This window comes from Micromonospora sp. NPDC049203 (assembly GCF_043197215.1).
Classification (GTDB): Bacteria; Actinomycetota; Actinomycetes; order Mycobacteriales; family Micromonosporaceae; genus Micromonospora.
This window is the reverse complement of record NZ_JBICSV010000002.1, coordinates 833465-858952: the sequence shown is the minus strand read 5'-3', so window position 1 is coordinate 858952 and position 25488 is coordinate 833465. Positions and strand designations below refer to the sequence as shown.

21 protein-coding genes are annotated in these 25488 nt (G+C 71.9%); 14 read left to right on the top strand and 7 right to left on the bottom strand.

Going from position 1 to position 25488, the window contains the following annotated elements; translation table 11 throughout:
• Positions 1–120 precede the first annotated feature (120 nt).
• From uvrA to ACGFIA_RS08270, 4 genes are all read left to right on the top strand, one after another.
• Positions 121–3063, top strand: coding sequence for an excinuclease ABC subunit UvrA (uvrA, locus tag ACGFIA_RS08285; protein ID WP_357381007.1), 2943 nt, complete (start codon positions 121–123; stop codon positions 3061–3063).
• Between the two features lie 100 nt (positions 3064–3163).
• Positions 3164–3652, top strand: coding sequence for a Rieske (2Fe-2S) protein (locus ACGFIA_RS08280; protein WP_357476881.1), 489 nt, complete (start codon positions 3164–3166; stop codon positions 3650–3652).
• 83 nt (positions 3653–3735) lie between these two features.
• A complete protein-coding gene (gene uvrC, locus ACGFIA_RS08275; RefSeq protein WP_357476884.1) occupies positions 3736–5679 on the top strand; it encodes an excinuclease ABC subunit UvrC in 1944 nt (647 codons plus the stop codon).
• A 996-nt stretch (positions 5680–6675) separates the two neighbouring features.
• A complete protein-coding gene (locus tag ACGFIA_RS08270) occupies positions 6676–7332 on the top strand; it encodes a C39 family peptidase (protein WP_393259201.1) in 657 nt (218 codons plus the stop codon).
• A gap of 105 nt (positions 7333–7437) precedes the next feature.
• On the opposite strand, the gene recQ is transcribed toward ACGFIA_RS08270, so the two are convergent.
• Entirely contained in the window at positions 7438–9294 is a 1857-nt protein-coding gene (recQ, locus tag ACGFIA_RS08265) for a DNA helicase RecQ (RefSeq protein WP_393259199.1), read from the bottom strand.
• A 199-nt stretch (positions 9295–9493) separates the two neighbouring features.
• Between recQ and rapZ the strand changes: the two genes are divergently transcribed.
• The 8 genes from rapZ to ACGFIA_RS08225 all read left to right on the top strand — a co-directional run bounded on the left by rapZ (position 9494) and on the right by ACGFIA_RS08225 (position 16515).
• A complete protein-coding gene (gene rapZ / locus ACGFIA_RS08260; protein ID WP_135244018.1) occupies positions 9494–10390 on the top strand; it encodes an RNase adapter RapZ in 897 nt (298 codons plus the stop codon).
• Entirely contained in the window at positions 10387–11391 is a 1005-nt protein-coding gene (gene yvcK, locus ACGFIA_RS08255; RefSeq protein WP_357381018.1) for a uridine diphosphate-N-acetylglucosamine-binding protein YvcK, read from the top strand. Before rapZ ends, yvcK begins: the two co-directional genes overlap by 4 nt.
• Positions 11392–11445: 54 nt before the next feature.
• A complete protein-coding gene (whiA, locus tag ACGFIA_RS08250; RefSeq protein WP_018788213.1) occupies positions 11446–12426 on the top strand; it encodes a DNA-binding protein WhiA in 981 nt (326 codons plus the stop codon).
• A 265-nt stretch (positions 12427–12691) separates the two neighbouring features.
• A complete protein-coding gene (gene gap / locus ACGFIA_RS08245; protein WP_357476887.1) occupies positions 12692–13696 on the top strand; it encodes a type I glyceraldehyde-3-phosphate dehydrogenase in 1005 nt (334 codons plus the stop codon).
• Positions 13693–14892 carry a phosphoglycerate kinase gene (locus tag ACGFIA_RS08240; RefSeq protein WP_393259196.1) on the top strand — a complete coding sequence of 400 codons (1200 nt, stop codon included), beginning with the start codon at positions 13693–13695 and terminating at the stop codon, positions 14890–14892. Before gap ends, ACGFIA_RS08240 begins: the two co-directional genes overlap by 4 nt.
• Complete coding sequence (gene tpiA, locus ACGFIA_RS08235; protein ID WP_357381024.1) at positions 14893–15684, top strand: triose-phosphate isomerase; 792 nt, start codon at positions 14893–14895, stop codon at positions 15682–15684.
• Positions 15685–15779: 95 nt separating this feature from the next.
• Positions 15780–16040, top strand: coding sequence for a preprotein translocase subunit SecG (gene secG, locus ACGFIA_RS08230; protein ID WP_091420428.1), 261 nt, complete (start codon positions 15780–15782; stop codon positions 16038–16040).
• Between the two features lie 130 nt (positions 16041–16170).
• A complete protein-coding gene (locus ACGFIA_RS08225; protein ID WP_018788218.1) occupies positions 16171–16515 on the top strand; it encodes an RNA polymerase-binding protein RbpA in 345 nt (114 codons plus the stop codon).
• Positions 16516–16580: 65 nt separating this feature from the next.
• Here the strand turns inward: ACGFIA_RS08225 and pgl are convergent, their stop codons facing one another.
• The 6 genes from pgl to tkt all read right to left on the bottom strand — a co-directional run bounded on the left by pgl (position 16581) and on the right by tkt (position 23710).
• On the bottom strand, positions 16581–17351 hold the full coding sequence (gene pgl, locus ACGFIA_RS08220; RefSeq protein WP_357381026.1) for a 6-phosphogluconolactonase: 771 nt from the start codon (positions 17349–17351) through the stop codon (positions 16581–16583).
• 69 nt (positions 17352–17420) lie between these two features.
• Positions 17421–18437: a glucose-6-phosphate dehydrogenase assembly protein OpcA gene (locus tag ACGFIA_RS08215; RefSeq protein ID WP_357381028.1), complete on the bottom strand. Its 1017-nt coding sequence runs from the start codon at positions 18435–18437 to the stop codon at positions 17421–17423.
• Positions 18434–19948 carry a glucose-6-phosphate dehydrogenase gene (gene zwf / locus ACGFIA_RS08210; protein WP_357476893.1) on the bottom strand — a complete coding sequence of 505 codons (1515 nt, stop codon included), beginning with the start codon at positions 19946–19948 and terminating at the stop codon, positions 18434–18436. The genes ACGFIA_RS08215 and zwf overlap by 4 nt, the downstream gene beginning before the upstream one ends.
• 50 nt (positions 19949–19998) lie before the next feature.
• The gene (locus ACGFIA_RS08205) at positions 19999–20274 is read right to left on the bottom strand and encodes a hypothetical protein (RefSeq protein WP_393259193.1); all 276 of its coding nucleotides are present in this window, start codon (positions 20272–20274) and stop codon (positions 19999–20001) included.
• Between the two features lie 102 nt (positions 20275–20376).
• Positions 20377–21555, bottom strand: coding sequence for a transaldolase (gene tal, locus ACGFIA_RS08200; RefSeq protein WP_357476896.1), 1179 nt, complete (start codon positions 21553–21555; stop codon positions 20377–20379).
• 16 nt (positions 21556–21571) lie between these two features.
• A complete protein-coding gene (gene tkt / locus ACGFIA_RS08195) occupies positions 21572–23710 on the bottom strand; it encodes a transketolase (protein WP_393259191.1) in 2139 nt (712 codons plus the stop codon).
• Between the two features lie 263 nt (positions 23711–23973).
• On the opposite strand from tkt, the gene ACGFIA_RS08190 reads away from it, so the two are divergent.
• Together ACGFIA_RS08190 and ACGFIA_RS08185 are read left to right on the top strand one after the other, a co-directional pair.
• Positions 23974–24933, top strand: coding sequence for a heme o synthase (locus ACGFIA_RS08190; protein ID WP_357381036.1), 960 nt, complete (start codon positions 23974–23976; stop codon positions 24931–24933).
• 219 nt (positions 24934–25152) lie between these two features.
• A complete protein-coding gene (locus ACGFIA_RS08185; RefSeq protein ID WP_349876021.1) occupies positions 25153–25485 on the top strand; it encodes a hypothetical protein in 333 nt (110 codons plus the stop codon).
• The last annotated feature ends 3 nt before the right edge of the window (positions 25486–25488 follow it).

Genomic DNA, 25488 nt, shown 5'->3' with positions numbered 1-25488 from the left:
GTCGGGGCTAGAGTTGCCGGGGCGTTTTCTCTGCGCCCCCGACAACCTGTGAAAACCATCCAGACCCGGCGTCTGGTGCACAGATCCGCCTCATATTCTTCTTCCGGGAGCACACGCACCGTGGCCGACCGACTGATCATCCGTGGCGCGCGCGAGCACAACCTGCGTGACGTCAGTCTCGACCTGCCCCGGGACGCCCTGATCGTCTTCACCGGGCTCTCCGGTTCGGGCAAGTCGAGCCTGGCGTTCGACACCATCTTCGCCGAGGGGCAGCGCCGCTACGTCGAGTCGCTGTCGTCGTACGCCCGGCAGTTCCTCGGCCAGATGGACAAGCCCGACGTCGACTTCATCGAGGGCCTCAGTCCCGCCGTCTCCATCGACCAGAAGTCCACCTCGCGCAACCCGCGCTCCACCGTCGGCACCATCACCGAGGTCTACGACTACCTCCGCCTGCTCTTCGCCCGCATCGGCGAGCCGCACTGCCCGATCTGCGGCGAGCGGATCTCCAAGCAGAGCCCGCAGCAGATCGTCGACCGGGTCCTGGCCATGGCCGAGGGCACCCGGTTCATGGTGCTCGCGCCCGTGGTGCGCGGCCGCAAGGGCGAGTACGTCGACCTGTTCGCCGAACTCCAGGCCAAGGGCTACGCCCGTGCCCGGGTCGACGGCGTGGTGCACCCGCTGACCGAGCCGCCGAAGCTCAAGAAGCAGGAGAAGCACACCATCGAGGTGGTGATCGACCGGCTCAGCGTCAAGCCGAGCGCCAAGCAGCGGCTTACCGACTCGGTCGAGGCCGCGCTCGGCCTCTCCGGCGGCCTGGTGCTGCTCGACTTCGTCGACCTGCCCGAGGACGACCCGGCCCGGGAGCGCCGCTACTCCGAGCACCTGGCCTGCCCGAACGACCACCCGCTCGCGATCGAGGACCTGGAACCCCGGGTCTTCTCCTTCAACGCCCCGTACGGCGCCTGTCCCGAGTGCACCGGCCTGGGCACGAAGAAGGAGGTGGACCCGGAGCTGGTCATCCCCGACCCGGAGCGCACGCTGCGCGAGGGCGCGATCCAGCCCTGGGCCACCGGGCACAACCTCGAATACTTCCTGCGGCTGCTGGAGGCGCTCGGCGAGGCCGAGCACTTCGACATCGACACGCCGTGGCGGGCGCTGCCCTCGCGGGCGCAGAAGACGATCCTGCACGGCTCCGACGACCAGGTGCACGTGCGCTACCGCAACAAGTACGGCCGCGAGCGCTCCTACTACACCGGTTTCGAGGGCGTGGTGCAGTGGATCGAGCGCCGGCACACCGACACCGAGTCGGAGTGGTCCCGGGACAAGTACGAGGGCTACATGCGGGACGTGCCCTGCGCGGCCTGCGGCGGCACCCGGCTCAAGCCCGAGGTGCTCGCGGTCACCCTGGCCGGTAAGAGCATCGCCGAGGTCTGCAACCTCTCCGTCGGCGAGGCGGCCGACCTGCTCGCCGGCATCGAGCTGACCGACCGGCAGAAGATGATCGCCGAGCGGGTGCTCAAGGAGATCAACGCCCGGCTGAAGTTCCTGCTCGACGTCGGCCTGGACTACCTCTCGCTGGACCGCCCGGCCGGCACGCTCTCCGGCGGCGAGGCCCAGCGCATCCGGCTGGCCACCCAGATCGGCTCCGGCCTGGTCGGCGTGCTCTACGTGCTCGACGAGCCGTCGATCGGCCTGCACCAGCGGGACAACCACCGGCTCATCGAGACGTTGCTGCGGCTGCGCGGCCTGGGCAACACGCTGATCGTGGTCGAGCACGACGAGGACACCATCCGCGTCGCCGACTGGATCGTCGACATCGGCCCGGGCGCGGGCGAGCACGGCGGCAAGATCGTGCACAGCGGGTCGGTGCCGGCGCTGCTCGACAACACCGAGTCGGTCACCGGGGCGTACCTGGCCGGCCGCAAGGTCATCCCGACGCCCGCCACCCGCCGGCCCCAGACGCCCGGCCGGGAGCTGGTCGTGCACGGCGCACGCGAGCACAACCTGCGCAACCTCACCGTGAGCTTCCCGCTCGGCCAGCTCATCGCGGTCACCGGGGTCAGCGGCTCGGGCAAGTCGACGCTGGTGAACGACATCCTCTACGCCGTGCTGGCCAACCAGATCAACGGCGCCCGGCTGGTGCCCGGCCGGCACACCCGGGTCACCGGCCTGGAGCACGTGGACAAGGTCGTCGGCGTGGACCAGTCGCCGATCGGGCGGACCCCGCGCTCCAACCCCGCGACCTACACCGGGGTCTGGGACCACGTCCGCAAGCTCTTCGCCGAGACCACCGAGGCCAAGGTCCGGGGGTACGGCCCGGGCCGGTTCTCGTTCAACGTCAAGGGCGGGCGCTGCGAGGCGTGCTCCGGCGACGGCACCATCAAGATCGAGATGAACTTCCTGCCGGACGTCTACGTCCCCTGCGAGGTGTGCAAGGGCGCGCGCTACAACCGCGAGACCCTTGAGGTGCACTACAAGGGCAAGACGGTCGCCGAGGTGCTGGACATGCCGATCGAGGAGGCGGCCGAGTTCTTCTCCGCCATCCCGGCCATCCACCGGCACCTCAGGACGCTCGTCGACGTCGGCCTCGGCTACGTCCGGCTCGGCCAGCCCGCGCCGACGCTGTCCGGCGGTGAGGCGCAGCGCGTCAAGCTCGCCTCCGAACTCCAGAAGCGCTCCACCGGCCGCACCGTCTACGTGCTCGACGAGCCCACCACCGGCCTGCACTTCGAGGACATCCGCAAGCTGCTGATGGTGCTGGAGGGCCTTGTCGACAAGGGCAACACGGTCATCACCATCGAGCACAACCTCGACGTGATCAAGACAGCCGACTGGCTCATCGACATGGGCCCCGAGGGTGGCCACCGGGGCGGCACCGTGCTCGCCACCGGCACGCCGGAGGAGGTCGCCGAGGTGCCGGAGAGCCACACCGGGGAGTTCCTGCGGCCGATCCTCAAGCTCGACGGCAAGGCCAAGGGCGCCAAGGCCGCCACCACCCGGGCGGCGAAGGCCAACGGCAGCGCCAAGCAGCGGGCCCGCAAGGTGCCCGCCGGTGCGCGCTGACCGGCGTCCTCCACCGCGACGCCCGGTTCGTTGACGCGTCAATATGAACCGTGCCGCAAGCTTGTGCGTGTTCCGCAGTAAGTCGAGAGAAAGGCCGGAGATGAGTGATGATCAGGCGCTGACCCGACCGGTCACCCAGAGCCGCCGTACCCTGCTCGCCGGAGCCGGCGCGGTGGGGGCGGCAGTGGTGCTCGCGGGTTGCGGCAGCGACGACGACGCGTCACCCGGGCTCGCCCCGACCAGCGGCGGCCCGCCCGGTGCCACCGCCACCGGGGATGCCGGCGGCGGCGACCGGGCCGGCAGCAACTCCGTGGCCCGCACCTCGGACATCCCGGTTGGTGGCGGCGCCGTCTTCGCCAGCCAGGGCGTGGTGATCACCCAGCCCGAGGCCGGCCAGTTCAAGGCGTTCGACCCGATCTGCACGCACCAGCGCTGCCCGGTGTCGAACGTCGACGGCGGCACGATCAACTGCACCTGCCACAACAGCCGGTTCTCCATCACCGACGGCTCGGTGAAGGGCGGCCCGGCCACCAAGCCGCTCGCGGCCAAGGAGATCAAGGTCGACGGCGACCAGATCCGCCTGGCCTGACCGCGTCGGCGCCCCCGTCGCCAGGTGGCCGGCGGGGGCGCGGCGGCGGCCGGGTGTCAGGGGTGCGGACTAGGCTTGGCGCCGTGGCTGACCCCTCGACCTACCGTCCCGCGCCCGGCACCATCCCGGAGTCGCCAGGGGTCTACCGCTTCCGCGACGGCACCGGCCGGGTGATCTACGTCGGCAAGGCGCGCAACCTGCGCAGCCGGCTCAACTCCTACTTCGCCGACCCGGTCGGCCTGCACCAGCGCACCCGGCAGATGGTCTTCACCGCCGAGTCGGTCGACTGGATCACCGTCGCCACCGAGGTCGAGGCGCTCCAGCAGGAATACACCTGGATCAAGCAGTACGACCCCCGGTTCAACGTCCGCTACCGCGACGACAAGTCGTACCCCTATCTCGCTGTCACGCTCGACGAGGAATACCCGCGGTTGCAGGTGATGCGCGGGGTCAAGCGCAAGGGCGTGCGCTACTTCGGGCCCTACTCGCACGCATGGGCGATCCGCGAGACGCTCGACCTGCTGCTGCGGGTCTTCCCGGCGCGGACCTGCTCGTCCGGGGTGTTCAAGCGGGCCGGGCAGGTCGGCCGGCCCTGCCTGCTCGGCTACATCGGCAAGTGCTCGGCGCCGTGCGTCGGCAGCGTCACCGCGCAGCAGCACCGGGAGATCGTCGACGGCTTCTGCGACTTCATGGCCGGCCGCACCGACACCATGGTCCGCCGGCTGGAGAAGGAGATGCTCGACGCCAGCGAGCAACTGGAGTTCGAGCGGGCCGCCCGGCTGCGCGACGACGTCGCGGCGCTGCGGCGGGCGATGGAGAAGCAGACTGTGGTGCTCGGCGACGGCACCGACGCCGACGTGGTCGCCTTCGCCGACGACCCGCTCGAAGCCGCCGTGCAGGTCTTCCACGTCCGCGGCGGCCGGGTGCGGGGCCAGCGCGGCTGGGTGGTGGAGAAGACCGAGGAACTGACCACCGGCGACCTCGTGCACCACTTCTGCACCCAGGTGTACGGCGGCGAGCAGGGCGAGGCCGACGTGCCCCGCGAGCTGCTCGTCCCCGAGCTGCCCGGCGACGCCGACGCGCTCGCCGACTGGCTCACCGCCCGGCGGGGCAGCCGGGTGTCGCTGCGCGTGCCGCAGCGCGGCGACAAGCGGTCACTGCTGGAGACCGTCGAGCGCAACGCCAAGGACGCGCTGGCCCGGCACAAGCTCAAGCGGGCCGGTGACCTGACCACCCGCAGCCAGGCGCTCGACGAGATCGCCGACGCGCTCGGCATGGACACCTCGCCGCTGCGCATCGAGTGCTTCGACGTCTCCCAGATCCAGGGCACCGACGTGGTCGCCAGCATGGTCGTGTTCGAGGACGGGCTGCCCCGCAAGAGCGAATACCGGCGGTTCATCGTGCGCGGCGCGACCGACGACCTGTCGGCCATGTCCGAGGTGCTGCGGCGGCGCTTCGCCCGCTACCTCGACGCCCGCGCCGAGACCGGTGAGCTGGGCGAGGAGACCGCCTCCGACCCCGACCGCCCCGGCATCGACCCGACCACCGGGCGGCCGCGCAAGTTCGCGTACCCGCCGCAGCTCGTCGTGGTCGACGGCGGCCCGCCCCAGGTCGCCGCCGCCGCGAAGGCGCTCGCCGAGCTGGGCATCGACGACGTGGCGCTGTGCGGGCTGGCCAAGCGGCTGGAGGAGGTGTGGCTGCCCGACGACGAGTTCCCGGTGATCCTGCCGCGCACCTCCGAGGCGCTCTACCTGCTGCAACGCGTACGCGACGAGGCGCACCGCTTCGCCATCACGTTCCACAGGCAGCGGCGCTCCAAGCGGATGACCGAATCCGCGCTGGACAACGTCCCCGGCCTCGGCGAGATACGCCGCAAGGCGCTGCTGCGGCACTTCGGCTCACTGAAGCGGCTGTCCGCCGCCACGGTGGAGGAGATCAGCGAGGTGCCCGGGGTGGGCAGGCGTACGGCCGAGGCGATCCTGGCCGCGCTGGACGGCTCGACAGCGGACGCCGCCCCCCGCTCCTGACCTCTTCCTGGGTTCGTCCGCCGCCCGGATTACCGGCACGTCACCGTCAGCCCCGTCAGGAACCCGTGGGTGCCCGAGCGCCGAGAGCCCCGTCCCACAACTGAGAAGCTGGGTAGATCTTGGTACGAAACGGCCCTCATGGGGGCCGTTTCGTACCAAGATCTCGCGTCGGCCCCCGTGCCCCGATGAGTGGTGAGACGGAAGCCCACTCCTCGGACGCGAGTACCGCAGCCGCCCCCCCACGCTCCGCACCCCCACCCGCGCCCCGCGCCCCGCCCCACGCCCCACGCCCCACGCCCCACGCCCCACGCCCCACGCCCCACGCCCCACGCCCCACGCCCCACGCCCCACGCGATCTTGCAGTTAGTGCCCCGGGGATGCCGGATTTGCGGGGTTTGCCCGGCACTAAAGTGCAAGATCGCCGCAGGCGGGGCGGGCGGGCGGGGTGGATCATGGTGGCCGCTGTTCCGAGGCCGGTGTTTCGCGGGTCCGTCCGCGTCCGGGCGGGTGGTCTGGGAAGTGGTGTCCGGTTCGGCTGCGGTGGCCCTGACGGGCTGTGGTCGGTGCCATCGTGAGGGTGGAATCGGTGGCGGGCGCGGGTCGTTGTACATGACTGGCCGGCGAGGCACCGGGTCGAGCGCCGCGCTCCGGCCCACCGGGGCGTCGAGCGGATCGCCAGGTCAGGGAATGGCCCCGGCCCGATGGCCGTTACATCCCCAGCGACGGGCACCCCGGCCGCCCCGGGAATGGCCCCGGCCCGCCGGTCGTTACATCCCCGAGCCGCGGACAGCAGGCAACGCCCTCGGGCCGTCAGCCCCGGACGGAGTCACCACCGCCGGGAATGACACCGGGCCGGTCGTCGTTACATCCCCGAGCCGCGCCCAGCAGGCCCCCAGGGCCGCCCGCGCGCCAGCCCTTCGACGGGCACCCCCGAAGACTTTCCCCCTTTCGCGGCACCCCCGCCGCGTCATCCCCCACTTCAGGGAGGCAACCATCATGGCTACCACTCTGCTGCGCAAGACCGTTCTGACCGCTGCCGGTATCGCCGCCACCGCCGGAGGCATCGCCGGCCCCGCCATCGCCGCCCACGCCGCCCCCACCACCAGCACCACCACCGTGGTGGCCGACCGCAAGGGACACGGCGAGCGGGAACTCGACGTCCGCTACGAAGCGCAGCCCAACTTCTACTTCTGCGGCCCCGCCGCCGCCCGCAACGCCCTGAGCGTGCAGGGCAAGAACATCGACGTGCACGCCATGGCCAAGGAGATGGGCACCACCGAGGCCGGCACCGACTCCATCAACGACATCACCCCGGTGCTGAACAAGGAGACCGGCGCCAAGGACGCCTACAAGTCCGTCGAGATCAGCACCCCCAAGGCCGACGACAAGCAGACCGACACCCTGCGCGCCGACGTCGTCAAGACCGTCGACGCCGGCCGGGCCGTGGTCGCCAACATCGCCGGCACCGCCACCGACACCGACGGCAACGCTCACTCCTTCGAGGGCGGCCACTACATCAGCGTCATCGGCTACCGCGACGACGGTAAGACCGTCACCATCGCCGACAGCGCCGACCCGAACACCGCCACCTACCGCATGAGCATCGACAACCTCGCCGACTGGATCGCCACCCGCGGCTACAGCACCAGCTGACCAATCCGCCGCACCCATGGCCGCAGAGCAAGAACACTTGCGAGGCCACAGCACGCCGGAAGGGCCCGACCCCACCACGGGGCCGGGCCCTTCCGCGCGTGCGTGTCAGGACTCGGCGAGCACGGCCAGGATCGACTCGCCATACTTGGCGAGCTTGTTCTCCCCGACGCCGTTGACCCTGGACAGCTCGGCAAGCGAGGCCGGCGGCTCGGCGGCGATCTGCCGCAGGGTCGCGTCGTGGAAGATGACGTACGCCGGGACGCCCTGCTCCTTGGCGGTGGCCGCGCGCCAGGCGCGGAGCCGCTCGAAGACGGGCGCGGCGGCGGGGGAGAGGTCGGCGACAACGGTGGCCGCGCCCCGGGGCTTGGCGGACCGGCCGGCCGCCGGACGCTCGGGCTCCTTGCGCAGCGTGACGGTACGGCGGCGGCCGAGCACGTCCGCGCTGGCCTCGGTCAGCGCCAGTGTGCCGTAGTCGCCCTCGACCGCGAGCAGCCCTTCGGCGAGCAGTTGCCGTACCACGCCACGCCACTCGGCCTCGCGCAGCTCGGTGCCGATGCCGAAGGTGCTCAGCGCGTCGTGGCCGTACTGGTCGATCTTGTCGGTGTGCTTGCCGAGCAGGATGTCGATGCTGTGCCCGGCGCCGAAGCGCTGGTTGCGCTCGCGGTCGAGCCGGTAGACGGTGGACAGCAGCTTCTGCGCGGCGACGGTGCCGTCCCAGGACTCCGGCGGTTCGAGGCAGGTGTCGCAGTTGCCGCAGTCGGCCACCCCGGCCTCGCCGAAGTATTCGAGCAGCTGGGCGCGGCGGCAGCGGACCGTCTCGCAGAGCGCCAGCATCGCGTCCAGGTGGGCGGCCAGGTTGCGCCGGTGCGCGAGGTCGCCCTCGGACGTCTCGATCATCTTGCGCTGCTGCACCACGTCCTGGAGCCCGTACGCCAGCCAGGCCGTGGACGGCAGCCCGTCGCGCCCGGCGCGGCCGGTCTCCTGGTAGTAGCCCTCGACCGACTTCGGCAGGTCCAGGTGGGCGACGAAGCGTACGTCGGGCTTGTCGATGCCCATGCCGAACGCGATGGTGGCGACCATGACCAGGCCGTCCTCGCGCAGGAACCGCTGCTGGTTGGCGGCGCGGGTCGCGGCGTCCAGCCCGGCGTGGTACGGCAGCGCCGGGATGCCGTTGGCGACCAGGAACTCGGCGGTCTTCTCCACCGAGGCCCGGGACAGGCAGTAGACGATGCCGGCGTCGCCCGGGTGCTCGTCGCGCAGCAGGCTCAGCAGCTGGCGGCGCGGTTCCCGCTTGGGCACGATGCGGTACTGGATGTTGGGCCGGTCGAAGCTGGCCACGAAGTGCCGCGCCTCGGTGAGCCGCAGCCGGGTGGCGATCTCGGTGCGCGTGGCCCGGGTCGCGGTGGCGGTCAGCGCGATGCGCGGTACGTCCGGCCAGCGCTCGTGCAGCATCGACAGGTTGAGGTAGTCGGGGCGGAAGTCGTGCCCCCACTGCGAGACGCAGTGCGCCTCGTCGATCGCGAACAGCGCGATCCGGCCGCGTTCCAGCAGGCCGAGCGTGGACCGCACGGCCAGCCCTTCCGGGGCCAGATAGAGCAGGTCCAGCTCACCGGCGAGGTAGGCCGACTCGACCCGGCGCCGCTGCGCGGGATCCTGGGTCGAGTTGAGGAACCCGGCCCGGACGCCGACCGCTGTCAGCGCGTCGACCTGGTCCTGCATGAGCGCGATCAGCGGCGAGACGACCACCGCCACGCCGTCGCGGACCAGCGCGGGGATCTGGTAGCACAGCGACTTGCCGCCACCGGTGGGCATGAGCACCAGCGCGTCGCCGCCGGCCACCACGTGGTCGACGACCTCCTGCTGGAAGCCGCGGAACGCGTCGTACCCGAAGACCCGCCGCAACACGTCGAGCGCGTCGCCGGCCGGTGCGGAGGTGGTCCGCTCGTCGGTGGGGGAGACCATCCGCGCAGTCTACGAGCGTCCCCCGACACCGCCCGTCCCGGCGAGCCGTGCTGGGGCCGCCGACATGTTCCGGTCGTCACCCCGTGGAATCCCGGGCCGGGTCGCAGCCGTTAGAGTCGCTGATTGACCATGCGCGGCCGACCGGCCGCGGCGCCACGGCTGGGGGTAGCGGGTGAGCGAGGCGCGTACAGCGGGTGACCTGGGACGGACCGAGGGGGAGACAGCGCCGGCCGAGTCGGACACCTCACTGGTGGTGGTGACCGGCCTGTCCGGCGGCGGGCGCAGCACCGTGGCCCGGGCGCTGGAGAACGTCGGCTACTACGTGGTCGACAACCTGCCGCAGGCACTGCTTCTCGACATGGCCGAGCTGGCGTTCAAGGCCGGCGGCGCGGCCCGGCGTACGGCGATGGTGCTGGACGTGCGCTCGCGCGCGTTCTCCACCGACCTGGCCGGGGCGATCCGGGAGCTGCGGGAGCGCGGCTTCCAGCCCCGGGTGGTCTTCGTCGACGCCGACGACGAGGTGCTGATCCGCCGGTTCGAGAGCGTGCGCCGCTCGCACCCGTTGCAGGGCGACGGGCGGCTCGCCGACGGCATCGCTGTCGAGCGGACGCTGCTGGAGGAGGCCCGCGAGCAGGCCGACGTGATCATCGACACCAGCCACCTGAACGTGAACCAGCTGCGCCGCCGGGTGGAGGAGCTGTTCGGCGGTGAGGACGCCCGCCGGCTGCGGATCACGGTGATCTCGTTCGGCTTCAAGTACGGCCTGCCGCCGGACGCCGACTTCGTGATGGACGCCCGGTTCCTGCCGAATCCGTACTGGGTGCCGGAGCTGCGCGAGCACACCGGCCGGGAGGAGGCGGTCAGCGCGTACGTGCTGGGCCAGGAGGGCGCCGACGCGTTCGTGGCCGGGTACGCCGACCTGGTGAACGCCACCACCGCCGGGTTCGAGCGGGAGGGCAAGCGCTACCTGACCGTGGCGGTCGGCTGCACCGGCGGCAAGCACCGCAGCGTGGCCATCGCCGAGGAGCTGGCCTCCCGCCTGCGCCACTCCGGCATCGCCGCCAACGCCCAGCACCGGGACCTGGGGCGGGAGTGATCCCGACCAGGGTGGTCGCCTTCGGCGGCGGGCACGGGCTCTCGGCGTCGCTGCGGGCGCTGCGGCACTGCGTACCCGAGCTTGACCTGGACATCACCGCGGTGGTCACCGTCGGCGACGACGGCGGCTCCAGCGGCCGGTTGCGCGCCGAGCGCGGCGGCCTGCCGCCGGGCGACCTGCGTCAGGCGCTGGTCGCGCTGGCCGGCGACCACCCGGCCACCCGGCGCAGCGCGGCGTTGTTCCAGCACCGCTTCGCCGCCGCCGTGCCGCCGGCGCCGACGCTCGCCGCGCCGGTACCGGTGACGGTCGGCGACTCGCTGGCCGGCCACGCGGTCGGCAACCTGCTGCTGCACGGGCTCACCGAGCTGCTCGGCGACCCGGTGGCCGCGCTCGACCACGCCGGGGCGATGCTCGGCGCGGTGGGGCGGGTGCTGCCGATGTCCCGCCAGCCGGTGGGCATCGAGGCCCGGGTCCGCGGCGCCGACCCGGAGCACCCGGACGAGGTGTCCACGGTGCGCGGCCAGCACCAGGTCGCGGTCACCCCGGGCACCGTCGAGTCGCTGCGGCTCAGCCCGTCCGCGCCGGCCGCGTGCGCCGAGGCGGTGACCGCGGTACGCGCCGCGGACTGGCTGATCTTCGGCCCGGGGAGCTGGTACACGAGCGTGCTGCCGCACCTGCTGGTGCCGGGGCTGGCCGACGCGATCGTGTCCAGCCCGGCGCGGCGGCTGGTGACGCTCAACCTGGTGGCCGAGAACGAGACCTCGGGGCTCTCCCTTCCCGACCATCTGGACACGCTTCGGCGCTATCTGCCCGAGCTGAAGGTGGACCGGGTGCTCGCCGACTCCACGGCGGTGGGTGATCCCGCGGCGGTCGAACGTGCGGCAGAATCGCTTGGTGCCCGGCTGGTCCTCGCTCCCGTCGCCGTCCTCGACGGCACGCCCCGTCATGATCCAGCCGCGTTGGGCGCCGCGCTGGTGCCTGTCCTGCGCGCCGATCGTTAGACACGTACGTAATCACCGGCGACACGCCGGAACCGGTCCGTGAGGGGGCGCACTATGGCGATGACGGCTGCGGTCAAGGACGAGCTGAGTCGGGTCGACGTGCCCAAGCCCTGCTGTCGGCGGGCGGAGATGGCCGCCCTGCTGCGTTTCGCGGGTGGCCTGCACATCGTGTCGGGTCGCGTCGTGGTCGAGGCGGAGCTGGACACCGGCGCGGTGGCCCGCCGGCTGCGGCGGGAGATCGCCGAGGTCTACGGCTACCCGAGTGAGATCCACGTGCTCGCCTCCGGCGGGCTGCGCAAGGGCAGCCACTTCATCGTGCGGGTGGTCAAGGACGGCGAGGCGCTCGCCCGGCAGACCGGTCTGCTCGACGTGCGCGGCCGTCCGGTGCGCGGCCTGCCGCCGCACGTGGTGGCCGCGAACGTCTGCTGTGCCGTCTCGGCCTGGCGGGGGGCGTTCATGGCGCACGGCTCGCTCACCGAGCCGGGCCGCTCCAGCGCGCTGGAGATCACCTGTCCCGGTCCGGAGTCGGCGCTGGCGCTCGTCGGCGCGGCCCGCCGCATCGGCATCACCGCGAAGAACCGCGAGGTGCGCGGCGTGGACCGGGTGGTGGTCAAGGATGGCGACGCGATCGCCGCGCTGCTCACCCGCATAGGGGCGCACTCCAGCGTGCTGGCCTGGGAGGAGCGGAGGGTACGCCGGGAGGTGCGCGCCACCGCGAACCGGCTGGCCAACTTCGACGACGCCAACCTGCGCCGTTCCGCGCGTGCCGCGGTGGCCGCCGCCGCCCGGGTGACCCGCGCGCTGGAGATCCTCGCGGACGACGCGCCGAACCACCTGACCTCGGCCGGCCGGCTGCGGCTGGAGCACCGCCAGGCGTCGCTGGAGGAACTGGGCGCGCTCGCCGAGCCGCCGCTGACGAAGGACGCCATCGCCGGCCGGATCCGCAGGCTGCTCGCGCTGGCCGACAAGCGGGCCCGTGACCTGGGCATCCCGGATACCGAAGCGGCAGTCACGCCGGACATGCTCGTGGTCTGATAGGACTCGGGCGGCGGCGCACCGCGAGCGGGATCACCACCCGCCGCAGCGCGACGTCGCACGCTCGGATATGGTCGCTGCGTACGGCAAGGGGGCCGCGCACAGGCATCCCTCGCCGTGCTCACCGCCTCGGGCGGTCAGGTCTCCGTGACCGCGGCGGGGTGGCCGAGATGACATGTCGACGGCCGGCTCCAACGGTCGGCGCACACACCTCCGCCGGCAGCGGTCTGGCGCCGGCGGACCAGAACGCGAGGAGATGGGACCTGTGACCATCCGGGTTGGCATCAACGGCTTCGGCCGGATCGGCCGCAACTTCTTCCGGGCAGTGCTGGCGTCCGGCGCTGACATCGAGGTCGTGGCGGTCAACGACCTGACCGACAACGCGACGCTCGCCCACCTTGTCAAGTACGACAGCATCCTGGGCCGCCTCCCGCACGAGGTGAAGGCCACCGCCGACGAGATCACCGTGGGCGGCAAGACCATCAAGGCGTACGCCGAGAAGGACCCGGCCAAGCTGCCGTGGGGCGAGGTCGGCGCCGACGTGGTCATCGAGTCCACCGGCTTCTTCACCGACGCCACCAAGGCGAAGGCGCACCTCGACGGCGGGGCCAAGAAGGTCATCATCTCCGCTCCGGCGAAGAACGAGGACGTCACCGTGGTCATGGGCGTCAACCAGGACCAGTACGACCCGGCCAAGCACAACATCATCTCGAACGCCTCCTGCACCACCAACTGCCTCGCCCCGATGGCGAAGGTCCTGCAGGACACGTTCGGCATCCAGCAGGGTCTGATGACCACCATCCACGCGTACACGCAGGACCAGAACCTGCAGGACGCGCCGCACAAGGACCTGCGCCGGGCCCGGGCCGCCGCGCTGAACATCGTGCCGACGTCGACCGGCGCCGCGAAGGCCATCGGCCTGGTCCTGCCGGAGCTGAAGGGCAAGCTGGACGGCTACGCGCTGCGCGTGCCGATCCCGACCGGCTCGGCCACCGACCTGACCGTCACTGTCGGCCGGGAGACCACTGTGGACGAGGTCAACGCCGCGCTCAAGGCCGCCGCCGAGGGCCCGCTGCGGGGCATCCTCAGCTACAACGAGGACCCGATCGTCTCCGCCGACATCGTGACCGACCCGGCGTCGTGCATCTTCGACGCGCCGCTGACCAAGGTGATCGGCAACCAGGTCAAGGTCGTCGGCTGGTACGACAACGAGTGGGGCTACTCGAACCGCCTGGTGGACCTGGTCAAGCTGGTGGGTAGCTCGCTGTGAGCATCCGCAACCTCGACGACCTGCTCGCCGAGGGGGTGTCGGGTCGGCGCGTGCTGGTGCGCGCCGACCTGAACGTCCCGCTCGACAAGCAGACCGGGGAGATCACCGACGACGGGCGGATCCGGGCCGTCCTGCCGACGCTGAGCGCGCTGGTGCGGGCCGGCGCGAAGGTGGTCGTCTGCTCGCACCTGGGCCGCCCGAAGGGCGCCCCGGACCCGCAGTTCAGCCTCCGCCCGGTCGCCGGGCGGCTCGGTGAGCTGCTCGGCGCCCCGGTGGCCTTCGCCGAGGACACCGTGGGTGACTCGGCGCGGTCCACCGTGGAGGGGCTGGCCGACGGCCAGGTCGCGCTGCTGGAGAACCTGCGGTTCAACAAGGGCGAGACCAGCAAGGACGACACCGAGCGGGGCGCGTTCGCCGACCAGCTCGCCGCGTTCGGCGACGCCTACGTCGACGACGCGTTCGGCGCGGTGCACCGCAAGCACGCCAGCGTGCACGACGTGCCGGCCCGGCTGCCGCACTTCGCCGGCCGGCTGGTGCTGCGCGAGGTCGAGGTGCTCAGCCGCCTCACCGGCTCCCCGGAGCGGCCGTACGTGGTGGTGCTGGGGGGCTCGAAGGTCTCCGACAAGCTCGCAGTGATCGAGGCGCTGCTGCCGACGGTGGACCGGCTGCTCATCGGCGGCGGCATGTGCTTCACCTTCCTCAAGGCCCAGGGCCACGAGGTGGGCACGTCGCTGCTGGAGAAGGACATGGTCGAGACCTGCGGCAACCTGATGGAGCGCGCGCCGGGCAAGATCATGCTCCCGGTCGACGTGGTGGTCGCCGACGCGTTCGCGCCGGACGCCGCGCACGACACCGTGCCGGCCGACGGCATCCCCAGTCACCGGCTGGGCCTGGACATCGGCCCGGAGACGGTGGCCGGTTTCGCCGCCGCGCTGTCGCAGGCGAAGACCATCTTCTGGAACGGCCCGATGGGCGTGTTCGAGATGGCGGCGTTCGCCAACGGCACCCGGGGCGTGGCCGAGGCGATCACCAAGGCCGACGCGTTCAGCGTCGTCGGCGGCGGCGACTCGGCCGCGGCGGTGCGCGCGCTGGGCCTGGACGAGTCCTCGTTCGGGCACATCTCCACCGGCGGCGGCGCCTCCCTGGAATACCTGGAGGGCAAGACCCTCCCCGGCATCGCGGCTCTGGAGAACTGAATGGCGAGCACGACCCGCCGGCCGCTGATGGCCGGCAACTGGAAGATGAACCTGAACCACCTCGAGGCCAACCTGCTGGTGCAGAAGCTGGCCGCGAGCCTGAACGAGAAGCAGCTCACCGACGTCGAGTGCGTGGTGCTGCCGCCCTTCACCGATCTGCGTACCGTGCAGACCGCTGTGGACGGCGACAAGCTGCTGATCGGCTACGGCGCGCAGGACCTGTCGCCGCACCCGTCCGGCGCGTACACCGGTGACATCGCCGGGCCGATGCTCGCCAAGCTGGGTTGCGGCTACGTGGTGGTCGGCCACTCCGAGCGGCGGCAGTACCACCACGAGGACGACGCGCTCGTCAACGCGAAGGTGTCGGCGGCGCTGGCCAACGGGCTCACCCCGATCCTCTGCATCGGCGAGGGCCTGGAGGTCCGGGAGCAGTCGGGTCAGGTGCGGCACTGCTGCGACCAGCTCGACGGCGCGCTCAAGGGGCTCACCGCCGAGCAGGTCACCAAGGTCGTCGTGGCGTACGAGCCGGTCTGGGCGATCGGCACCGGCAAGACGGCGACGCCGGAGGACGCCCAGGAGGTCTGCGGCGCGGTGCGCAAGCGCATCGCCGAGACCTACGACGCGGGCACCGCCGAGCAGGTCCGGGTCCTGTACGGCGGGTCGGTCAAGGCGTCGAACGTCGCCGCGATCATGGCTCAGCCGGACGTGGACGGGGCCCTGGTCGGGGGCGCGAGCCTCGACGCCGAGGAGTTCGCGCAGATCTGCCGGTTCCCGGAGCACACGGCCCGCTGATCGCTCGCTATCCTTGACGCTGCCCGTCCACCGGCCGGTGCCGCAGTGCCCGACAGGTCCGGGCAGTGATCGCAACGAGAGGACTGACCCCCGCCATGCCGATCTGGTTCGCCTACACGATGATCACGCTGCTGGTCATCACGAGCGTCCTGCTCACCCTGCTCATCCTCCTGCACCGTGGTAAGGGCGGCGGGTTGTCGAGCATGTTCGGCGGCGGGGTCAGCTCCAGCCTGGCCGGGTCGTCGGTGGCCGAGAAGAACCTCGACCGCTACACCGTTCTGGTGGGAATCGTCTGGTTCGCGTGCATCGTCGGGCTCGGCCTCTGGCTGCGGCTGCAGATGGCCAGCGGCACCTGAGTCGGCGCTGAGAAGCGTACAATCTGCGCGCGGTCCGTCACGGACCGCGCGCAGTTTTGTTTCTCCGCGCGTCGCCCGTCGCCCACCCCCTCCGGCGGCGGTCCCCTCCGACGACAGGGAGCGAGCAACAGTGCCCAGCAACAACGTCATCCGCGGCACCCGCATCGGGTCCGCCCCCGAGCGGTTCGACCAGCGGGTCGAGCCCGCGCCGCGCCGCCCGGTCGTCTACTGGTGCCGCCACGGGCACCGGGTCGAGTTCCTGATCGCCGCCGAGGCGGAGACGCCCGCCACCTGGGAGTGCCCGCGCTGCGGCGAGCCCGCCGGCCCCGACCCGGGCGACCCGCCGGGCCGCCAGCGCGCCGAGCCGTACAAGACCCATCTGGCGTACGTGCAGGAGCGGCGGACGCCGGAGGAGGGTGAGGCACTGCTCGCCGAGGCGCTCGACGCGCTGCGGCGTCGCCGCGGCCGGGCCTGACCCGAGGTGTTAAGAAGGGGCCCCTTCTCTACCGGAGACGTTAAGAAGGGGCCCTTCCTTACACCTCAGCGGAGACTGCGCAGGCGGGGCGGCACGTTGGCCGCCGCGGCCCGGTCGAGCAGCCAGAGGGTACGGGAGACGCCCCGCACCCCGGCGGCCGGCAGCTGCACCGGCCCCGCCCCGGCCAGCGCCATGCCGACCGCGCGGGCCTTGTCCGCCCCGGCGGCGATCAGCCACACCTCCTCGGCCGTGTTGATCGTCGGCAGGGTCAGCGTGGTCCGCACCGGCGGCGGCTTCGGGCTGCCCCGCACCGCGCTGACCGGCCGGTTGTCGTGGTGCACCGGGTGCTCGGGGAACACCGACGCCACGTGCCCGTCCTCGCCGACGCCGAGCATCAGCACGTCGAAGTGCGGCACGAGCGCGTTCCCGGGCCGGGCCGCCGTCGCGAGTTCCCGCGCGTACCCGGCCGCTGCCGCCTCCGGGTCGTCGCCGGCCGGGCCGTCCGACGCCGGCATCGGGTGCACCCGGGCCGGGTCCAGCGGCACCGAGTCCAGCAGCGCCGCCCGCGCCTGCGTCTCGTTGCGTTCCGGGTCGCCGGCCGGCAGGAACCGCTCGTCGCCCCACCACACGTCGACCCGGGACCAGTCGACCGCGTCCCGGGCGGGCAGCTGCCCGACCGCCCGGTACACCGCCGCGGCGATCCGCCCGCCGGTCAGCACCACCGACGCCTGGCCACGCTCGGCCTGCGCGTCGAGCAGCTTCACCACCAACCGGGCCGCCACCGCCTGCGCGAGCAGGTCGGGGCCGGCGTGTACGGCGACACTCGCCTCAGTCATCCGTCGTGCCCTCGTGTTCCGACCGCCCACCGGCGGTCTCCTGTGCCTTCGACCGCCCGGTCCGGGCGGTCACTCGTTAGCTGTCGCGCCCGCGTGCGCGGTCACGCCGGCCTCGGCCCGCCGGGCGGTCGCCGGATCCTTCCACACGTGCACCCGCTGGGCCGGACGCTGGTCGAGCCCGGTGATCCCGGCCGCGGCGCCGAGCGCCTCCGCGTACACCTGGTCGGCGTCCAGACGGCGCAGCTCCTCGGCCAGTTCGTCGCCGAGCGGCCGGCGGACCAGCGGCAGCGTGCGGTCCTCCTGGCCGGTACGCCGGAACACCGCGATGCTGTCGTCCCGGGTCAGCGTCAGCTCGTCGCCGTTGGCGCAGCGCAACTGCACCTGGCGCATCCGCGGGAACTCCTCGGTGGCGGTCATGACCGGGTCGATGCCGAGCCGGGCGTTGAGCCAGCCGCGCATCAGCGCCGCCGTCGGGTCCGACGGGGGCGCCACCACGCTCGCCTCGGTGACCCGGGCCTGGGTGGTGTCGAACGCGCCCGCCACGAGCGTGCGCCACGGGGTGATCCGGGTCCACGCCAGGTCGGTGTCGCCGGGAGCGTAGTCGTGCGCCCGCTGCCGCAGCGCGGCGATCGGGTCGGCTGCCTGCGCCGCGTCGGTGATCCGCCGGTCCGCGACCACGCCGAGGAAGTCGGTGGAGATCTCCGCCGGCGGTTCGCCGTGCCACCACGTCACCACCGGTACGTCCGGCACCAGCAGTGGCATCACCACCGACTCGGCGTGCAGCGCGAGCCGCCCGTACATCCGGGTCACCACCGCCTCGCACGGCCCGAGCCGGCCACCCACGACGATCTCCGCGTCCAGCCGGTTGCGGTCCCGCTCCACGTCGGAGCGCACCACCACGAGCAGGCGGCACGGATGCGCCGCCGCGGCGATGGTGGCCGCCGCCTCGGCCTCGCGTACCCGCTTCTCGTCCACCACCACGATCAGCGTGAGCGCCATGCCGCTGGCCACCCCGCCCGCGCTGCGCCGTTCCGCGGCCAGCGCCTTGACCACCTCGTTGCCGGTGGTGTCCCACAGCCCGATCATGCTCTTCTCCAAGCCCGGCCCTCGCGGGCCAGCATCTCGTCGGCGGCGCGCGGCCCCCACTCGCCGGCCCGGTACGGCTCGGGTGTGGTGCCCGCCCAGGCGTGCTCCAGCGGGTCGACGACCTGCCAGCTCTGCTCCACCTCGGCGGCGTCCGGGAACAGCGTCCGGTCGCCGATCAGCACGTCCAGCACCAGCCGCTCGTACGCCTCGGGGCTGGACTCGGTGAACGCCTCGCCGTACTGGAAGTCCATCGCGATGTCGCGGACCTCCATCGTGGTGCCCGGCACCTTGGAGCCGAACTTCAGCACCACGCCCTCGTCCGGCTGCACCCGGATGACCAGCTGGTTGGGGCCGAGGGACTCCATGTCGGCGGCGTTGAACGGCAGGTGCGGCGCCTTCTTGAACATGATGGCCACCTCGGTGACCCGCCGGGGCAGCCGCTTGCCGGCCCGGATGTAGAACGGCACCCCGGCCCAGCGGCGGTTCTGGATGCCCAGCTTCACCGCCACGTACGTCTCGGTGGTGGAGCCCTCCGGGACGCCCTCCTCCTCCAGGTAGCCCTTGGCGCGCTCGCCACCCACCCAGCCGGGCAGGTACTGGCCGCGCACGGTGTCCTCGGCGACGTCCCGCGGCACGGTGATCGCCTTCAGCACCTTGAGCTTCTCGGCCCGGATCTCGTCGGCGTCGAAGCTCGTCGGCTCCTCCATGGCGACCAGGGCGAGCAGCTGGAGCAGGTGGTTCTGGAGCACGTCGCGGGCGGTGCCGACGGAGTCGTAGAAGGCCGCGCGGGTGCCGATGCCGACGTCCTCGGCCATGGTGATCTGCACCGAGTCGACGTACTTGGAGTTCCACAGCGGCTCGAACAGGTTGTTCGCGAAGCGCAGCGCCAGGATGTTCTGGACCGTCTCCTTGCCCAGGTAGTGGTCGATCCGGAACACGTCCTGGCTGGTGAAGACGTCGTCGACGAGGTCGTTGAGCGCCTTGGCCGAGGGCAGGTCGTTGCCGAACGGCTTCTCCACCACCACCCGTCGCCAGCCGCCGGACTTGGCGTTGTCCGCCATGCCGGTGCGGGCGAGCTGCTTGAGCACCACCGGGAAGGCCGCCGGGGGGATGGAGAAGTAGAAGGCGGCGTTACCGGGGATGCCGTGCGAGTCGCGCAGCTCGTCGAGCGTGGCGGCGAGATGGTCGAACGCCGCGTCGTCGTCGAACGAGCCGCCGACGAACTTGATGTTGCCGGCCAGCCGGGCCCACACCTCCTCCCGCCACGGGGTACGGGCGTGCTTCTTGGCCGCCTCGTGCGCCACCGACTCGAAGTCGCCGTCGCCCCAGTCCCGGCGGGCGAAGCCCAGGACCACGAAGCCGGGCGGCAGGAGCCCCCGGTTGGCCAGGTCGTAGACCGCCGGCAGCAGTTTCTTGCGGGCCAGGTCGCCGGTCACCCCGAAGATCACCAGGGCACACGGCTCGGGGATCCGGGGCAGCCGCCGGTCCTGCGGATCGCGCAGCGGGTTCACCGGGCCACCTCCTCCTGCGTCTCGGTCCGCTGATTCCAGGTCATTGATCGTCACGTGCGTGTCCGTCCGGCCGTGTGAAGGAGCGGGGCGGCACCCGCCGCCCGCTCGGTCAGGTGCAGCACCTGGCGCTCCCGGCCGGCCAGGGCCCGCCGGTCGCCGGCGGCCCGGGCCGCCTGGAGCTGCGCGAAGGTGTACGGACGGCCGGGCCCGCCCAGATCATCGGTGACCGCACCGGTGATCTGGAGGCGCCGGCCGTGCGGGTCGGTGTGTGCCGGCCGGCGCGGTCCGCGGCCGGCGGTGACCGGCCGTCCGGCGGCCGGGGTCACGGCGTCACCTCGGGCTCGCTCACCGGCAACCACCTCACCCGTTCCACGGTACGGCGCGACGCGTCCCGGGGCCCGGCCCCGGGACGCGTCGGACGCCGTCGGTCACGCGTTGCCGCCGGCCTGCTGGGCCGCCTGCGCGTTCTTCCCGGCGGCCCGGTGCGGGCTACCCGAGCCCTTGGCCGCCTCGGCGAGGGACTTCTTGACCCCCTCCAGCAGCTCCACCCAGCTCGCCTCGAACTTCTCCACGCCCTCGCGCTCCAGCGTGGCGATCACGTCGGACAGGTCCACGCCCACCGCCAGCAGGTCGTCGAAGACCCGGCGGGCGTCGTCGTACGCGACGGTGACGGTGTCCGCCTTCGTCTCGCCGTGCTCGGCGTACGCGTGGACGACCGGTTCCGGCATGGTGTTGACGGTGCCGGGCGCGATCAGCTCCTCGACGTAGATGACGTCCCGGTAGTCCGGGTTCTTCGTCGAGGTGGAGGCCCACAGCGGGCGCTGCGGGTGGGCGCCCGCGTCGGCCAGCTTCTGCCAGCGCGCCGAGGAGAACACCTCGCCGTAGCGCTCGTACGCCAGCCGGGCGTTGGCCACCGCGGCCTTGCCGCGCAGCGCCTTGGCCTGGTCCGAGCCGATCTTCTCCAGCCGCTTGTCCACCTCGGTGTCGACCCGGGAGACGAAGAACGAGGCGACCGAGCCGATCTTCGACAGGTCGTGCCCGTTGGCCTTCGCCTGCTCCAGGCCGGCCAGGAAGGCCTCCATCACCTGCGAGTAGCGGTCCAGGCCGAAGATCAGCGTGACGTTGACGCTGATCCCCTCGGCGAGCGTCGCGGTGATCGCCGGCAGGCCCTCCTCGGTGGCCGGGATCTTGATGAACAGGTTCGGCCGGTCGACAAGCCACCACAGCGCCTTGGCCTCGGCGACGGTCTTCGCCGCGTCGTGCGCCGAGCGCGGGTCCACCTCGATCGACACCCGCCCGTCCACGCCGCCGCTGGCCTCGTACGACGGGCGCATCACGTCGCACGCCCACCGCACGTCGTACGTGGTGAGCATGCGGACCGCCTCCTCGACGTCCACGCCGCGTACGGCGAGGTCGCGAAGCTGCCAGTCGTACTCGTCGGCGTCGCTCAGCGCCTTGGCGAAGATCGTCGGGTTGGTGGTCACCCCGGCCACGTGGGACTCCCGGCGCAGCTTGTCCAGCCCGCCGGAGGTCAGCCGTACCCGGGAGAGATCGTCGAGCCAGATCGCCACCCCGGCGCCCTGGAGCTCCTTCAGCCTGTCGGTCATGACGCCCACGCTCCCCTCAGTTGCCGGTCGTGAAACCGGTGATGTCGCCCACCCGGGTCAGCGCCGCGTGCGCGGCGGCCACGATCCGGTCGGGGGTGAACCCGAACTGCTCGAAGAGCACGGTGTGCGGCGCGCTGGCGCCGTAGTGCTCGATGCTCACGCTCTCGCCGCTGTCGCCGACGATCGCCCGCCACGACATCGCGATGCCCGCCTCCACGCTCACCCGTGCCTTTACCCCGCGCGGCAGCACCGACTCCCGGTACGCCTCGTCCTGGGCGAAGAACCACTCCTGGCAGGGCATGGAGACGACCCGGGTGGGGGTGCCGTCGGCCTCCAGCCGCTCCCGCGCGGTGAGGCAGAGCTGCACCTCGGAGCCGGTGCCGACGATGATCACCTGCGGCTTGCCGTTCGACGCCTCGGCCAGCACGTACCCGCCCTTGGCCACGCCCTCGGCGCCGGCCAGCTCGGTGCGGTCGAGCGTCGGCAGCGCCTGCCGGCTGAGCGCCAGCGCGGTCGGCCGGTCGGTGTGCTCCAGCGCCTGCCGCCAGGCCCAGACCGTCTCGTTGGCGTCGGCCGGGCGGACCACGTCCAGGCCGGGAATGGCCCGCAGCGCGGTCAGGTGCTCGATCGGCTGGTGCGTCGGGCCGTCCTCGCCGAGGCCGATCGAGTCGTGCGTCCAGACGTAGGTCACCGGCAGCTTCATCAGCGCGGCCAGCCGTACCGCCGGGCGCATGTAGTCGCTGAACACCAGGAACGTGCCGCCGTAGGGGCGGGTGCCGCCGTGCAGGGCGATGCCGTTGAGGATCGAGCCCATGGCGTGCTCACGGATGCCGAAGTGCAGCGTGCGGCCGTACTCGTCGCCGGGGAAGTCCTTGGTGGCGTGCGTCGCCGGGACGAATGACGGCTCGCCCTTCATGGTGGTGTTGTTGCTCTCGGCCAGGTCGGCCGAGCCGCCCCACAGCTCCGGCAGCACCGGCGCCAGGGCCTCCAGGACCTTGCCGGAGGCGGCCCGGGTGGCGACGCCCTTGGCGTCCGCCGGGAAGGTGGGCAGCGCGTCGGTCCAGCCGGTCGGCAGCGTACGGGTGGCCATCCGCTCCCACAGCGCCTTGCGCTCCGGGTTTGCCTGCGCCCAGGCGTCGAACCGGGTGGTCCACTCGGCCTGCGCCTGCGCGCCGCGCTCCAGCACCTGACGGGCGTGCTTGAGCACCTCCTCGTCGACCTCGAAGGTGCGCTGCGGGTCGAAGCCGAGGATCTCCTTGGTGGCCTTGACCTCGTCCGCGCCGAGCGCCGAGCCGTGGATCTTGCCGGTGTTCTGCTTGTTCGGCGCGGGCCAGCCGATGATGGTGCGCAGCGCGATGAAGGACGGCCGGTCGGCCTCCGCCTTGGCGGCCAGCAGCGCCTGGTAAAGCGCCTCCACGTCCTCGTGGTAGTCGCCCTGGTCGGCGTCGCCGCTGCGCCAGTCGACGGTCTGCACGTGCCAGCCGTACGCCTCGTAGCGGGCCGCCACGTCCTCGCTCTTGGCGATGCGGGTGTCGTCCTCGATCGAGATCTCGTTGTCGTCGTAGATAACGCAGAGGTTGCCGAGCTGCTGGTGGCCGGCGAGCGCGCTGGCCTCGTGGGTGATGCCCTCCTCGATGTCACCGTCGGAGGCGATGCACCAGATGTCGTGCCGGAACGGCGAGTCGGCGCGGTCCGGCTCCGGGTCGAACAGGCCGCGCTCGCGGCGGGCCGCCATGGCCATGCCGACCGCGTTGCCGAGGCCCTGACCGAGCGGGCCGGTGGTGGTCTCCACACCCGGGGTGTGGCCGTGCTCCGGGTGGCCCGGGGTGAGCGAGCCCCACTGGCGCAGCGCCTTGAGGTCGTCCAGCGACAGCGGGTAGCCGGACAGGAAGAGCTGGATGTAGAGCGTCAGGCTGGAGTGGCCGGCGGAGAGCACGAACCGGTCGCGTCCGGCCCAGTTCGGGTCGGCGGGGTTGTGCCGCATGACCCGGTTGAAGAGCAGGTACGCCGCGGGGGCGAGGCTCATCGCCGTCCCCGGGTGGCCGTTGCCGGATTTCTCCACGGCGTCCATGGCCAGCACGCGGACCGTGTCGACGGCCCTGCGGTCGAGGTCGGACCAGTTGAGAGCGGGAAGCTCGGGTCGGTTGGCAGCCACGATGGTTGTGCTCCTCGGCAGATGGGCGGAACCCTCACTGATGACCCTATCGAGCGGTGCTAAACGTCCGCCCGGGGATCTCAGCATGCTGTTCTGTACGGATCGCGGACGTTCGGTCGTTCAACCCCAGGTGTGACGGCTCGCACCGTTGCCGGGTCCACGGGGCAGCGAAAACGACGCCGCGTAGTGTGTGGGGCGGTGTGTGGACCTCGAAGGGTCCGGGCCGAACGACCTCCCCCGCCGATGCCGGAAGGTGGCAATCCGTGAGCACGATCACCGAGCGCCCCGTCAGCAATCCTGCCGGGCAGCCGCCGGTGGGCACGGTGGCGGAGGCGCCGGCGAGCGGCCGGCGGGACGTACGCGCCGTGGTGGCGGCGTACGTGACGCTGACCAAGCCGCGGATCGTCGAGCTGCTGCTGGTCACCACCGTGCCGGCGATGATGCTGGCCCACGGCGGGATGCCGTCGCTGTGGCTGGTCGCCGTGGTGCTTGTCGGCGGGTCGCTCGCGGCCGGCGCGGCGAGCGTCATCAACTGCTACATCGACCGCGACATCGACCAGCTCATGCGGCGCACCAAGCGCCGCCCGCTGCCCGCGCACACCGTGTCGCCGCGCAGCGCGCTGATCTTCGGCCTGGTGCTGGCCGCCGTGTCGGTGGCGTTGATGGCGGTGGCGACGAACTGGCTGGCGACGGTGCTGACGGTGGCCGCGATCGCCTACTACGACCTGGTCTACACGCTGTGGCTGAAGCGCACGACGGCGGCCAACACGTTCTGGGGCGGCATCTGCGGCGCCGCGCCGGTGCTGATCGGCTGGGCCGCTGTCACCGGCTCGCTGGCGCCGGCCGCGTGGGGCCTGTTCGCCGTGGTCTTCTTCTGGCAGATGCCGCACTTCTACGCGCTGGCCATCAAGTACAAGGCCGACTACGCCCGCGCCGGGGTGCCGATGCTGCCGGTGGTGGCCTCGGTGCGGCGGGTCAACGCCGAGATCATCGGCTTCTCGTGGCTCACGGTGCTCTCCTCGCTGGCGGTCTGGCCGCTGGGGATGAGCCCGATCTACGGGGTGACGGCGCTCGTGGTCGGCGGGATCTTCCTGGTCGAGGCGCACAAGCTGTGCCGGCGCGCGACGCGCGGCGAGGCGGTCAAGCCGATGCGGCTGTTCCACTGGTCGACCACGTACCTGACCATCCTGTTCGCCGCCGTCGCGCTCGACGCGCTCCTCTGACCCGCCCGTCCGGCGGTTCATCAGAAATTTTTTTCGGGCATCCTCGGACGGGTGCAACCTGGACAGATTGTGACGATCCTGCCTGCCTGTTTTGCCCGCCTATAAGCGACATGTACGGGCAAATTACCTGTGCTTCTTCTTAAACCGATGGGTAATTGGCATCACATTCAGTTCATGGTTCTCGCACATCCGGGTGGAACTCTGCTTAGGCTTCGCGTCATGGCAGATGGTTCCGATACGACGCTGACGGCTGACAAGACCGCCGAGCAGGCCCCCAACGGCCTGGTCGCGGGCATCAAGTCGTTCGCCGCCGGGCACGGCGGCGCGAAGGCGGTCATCGAGTACGTCGGCAAGCGCGGCGCACGGATCGTCCTCGTGGGTTCCGACGGGGCATGGGCAGACCAGTTCGCCGACGGCACCGACGTCGCGCGGCAGGCCTGCGCCAAGGCCGGGGTCGACGTGGAGAACGCCTGGGAGCGTGAACTGATGGACCAGATGCGTCCGAGCAACGACCTGTGGCGGTCGATGGCCCGGCGCACGATGGCCCGTTGACAT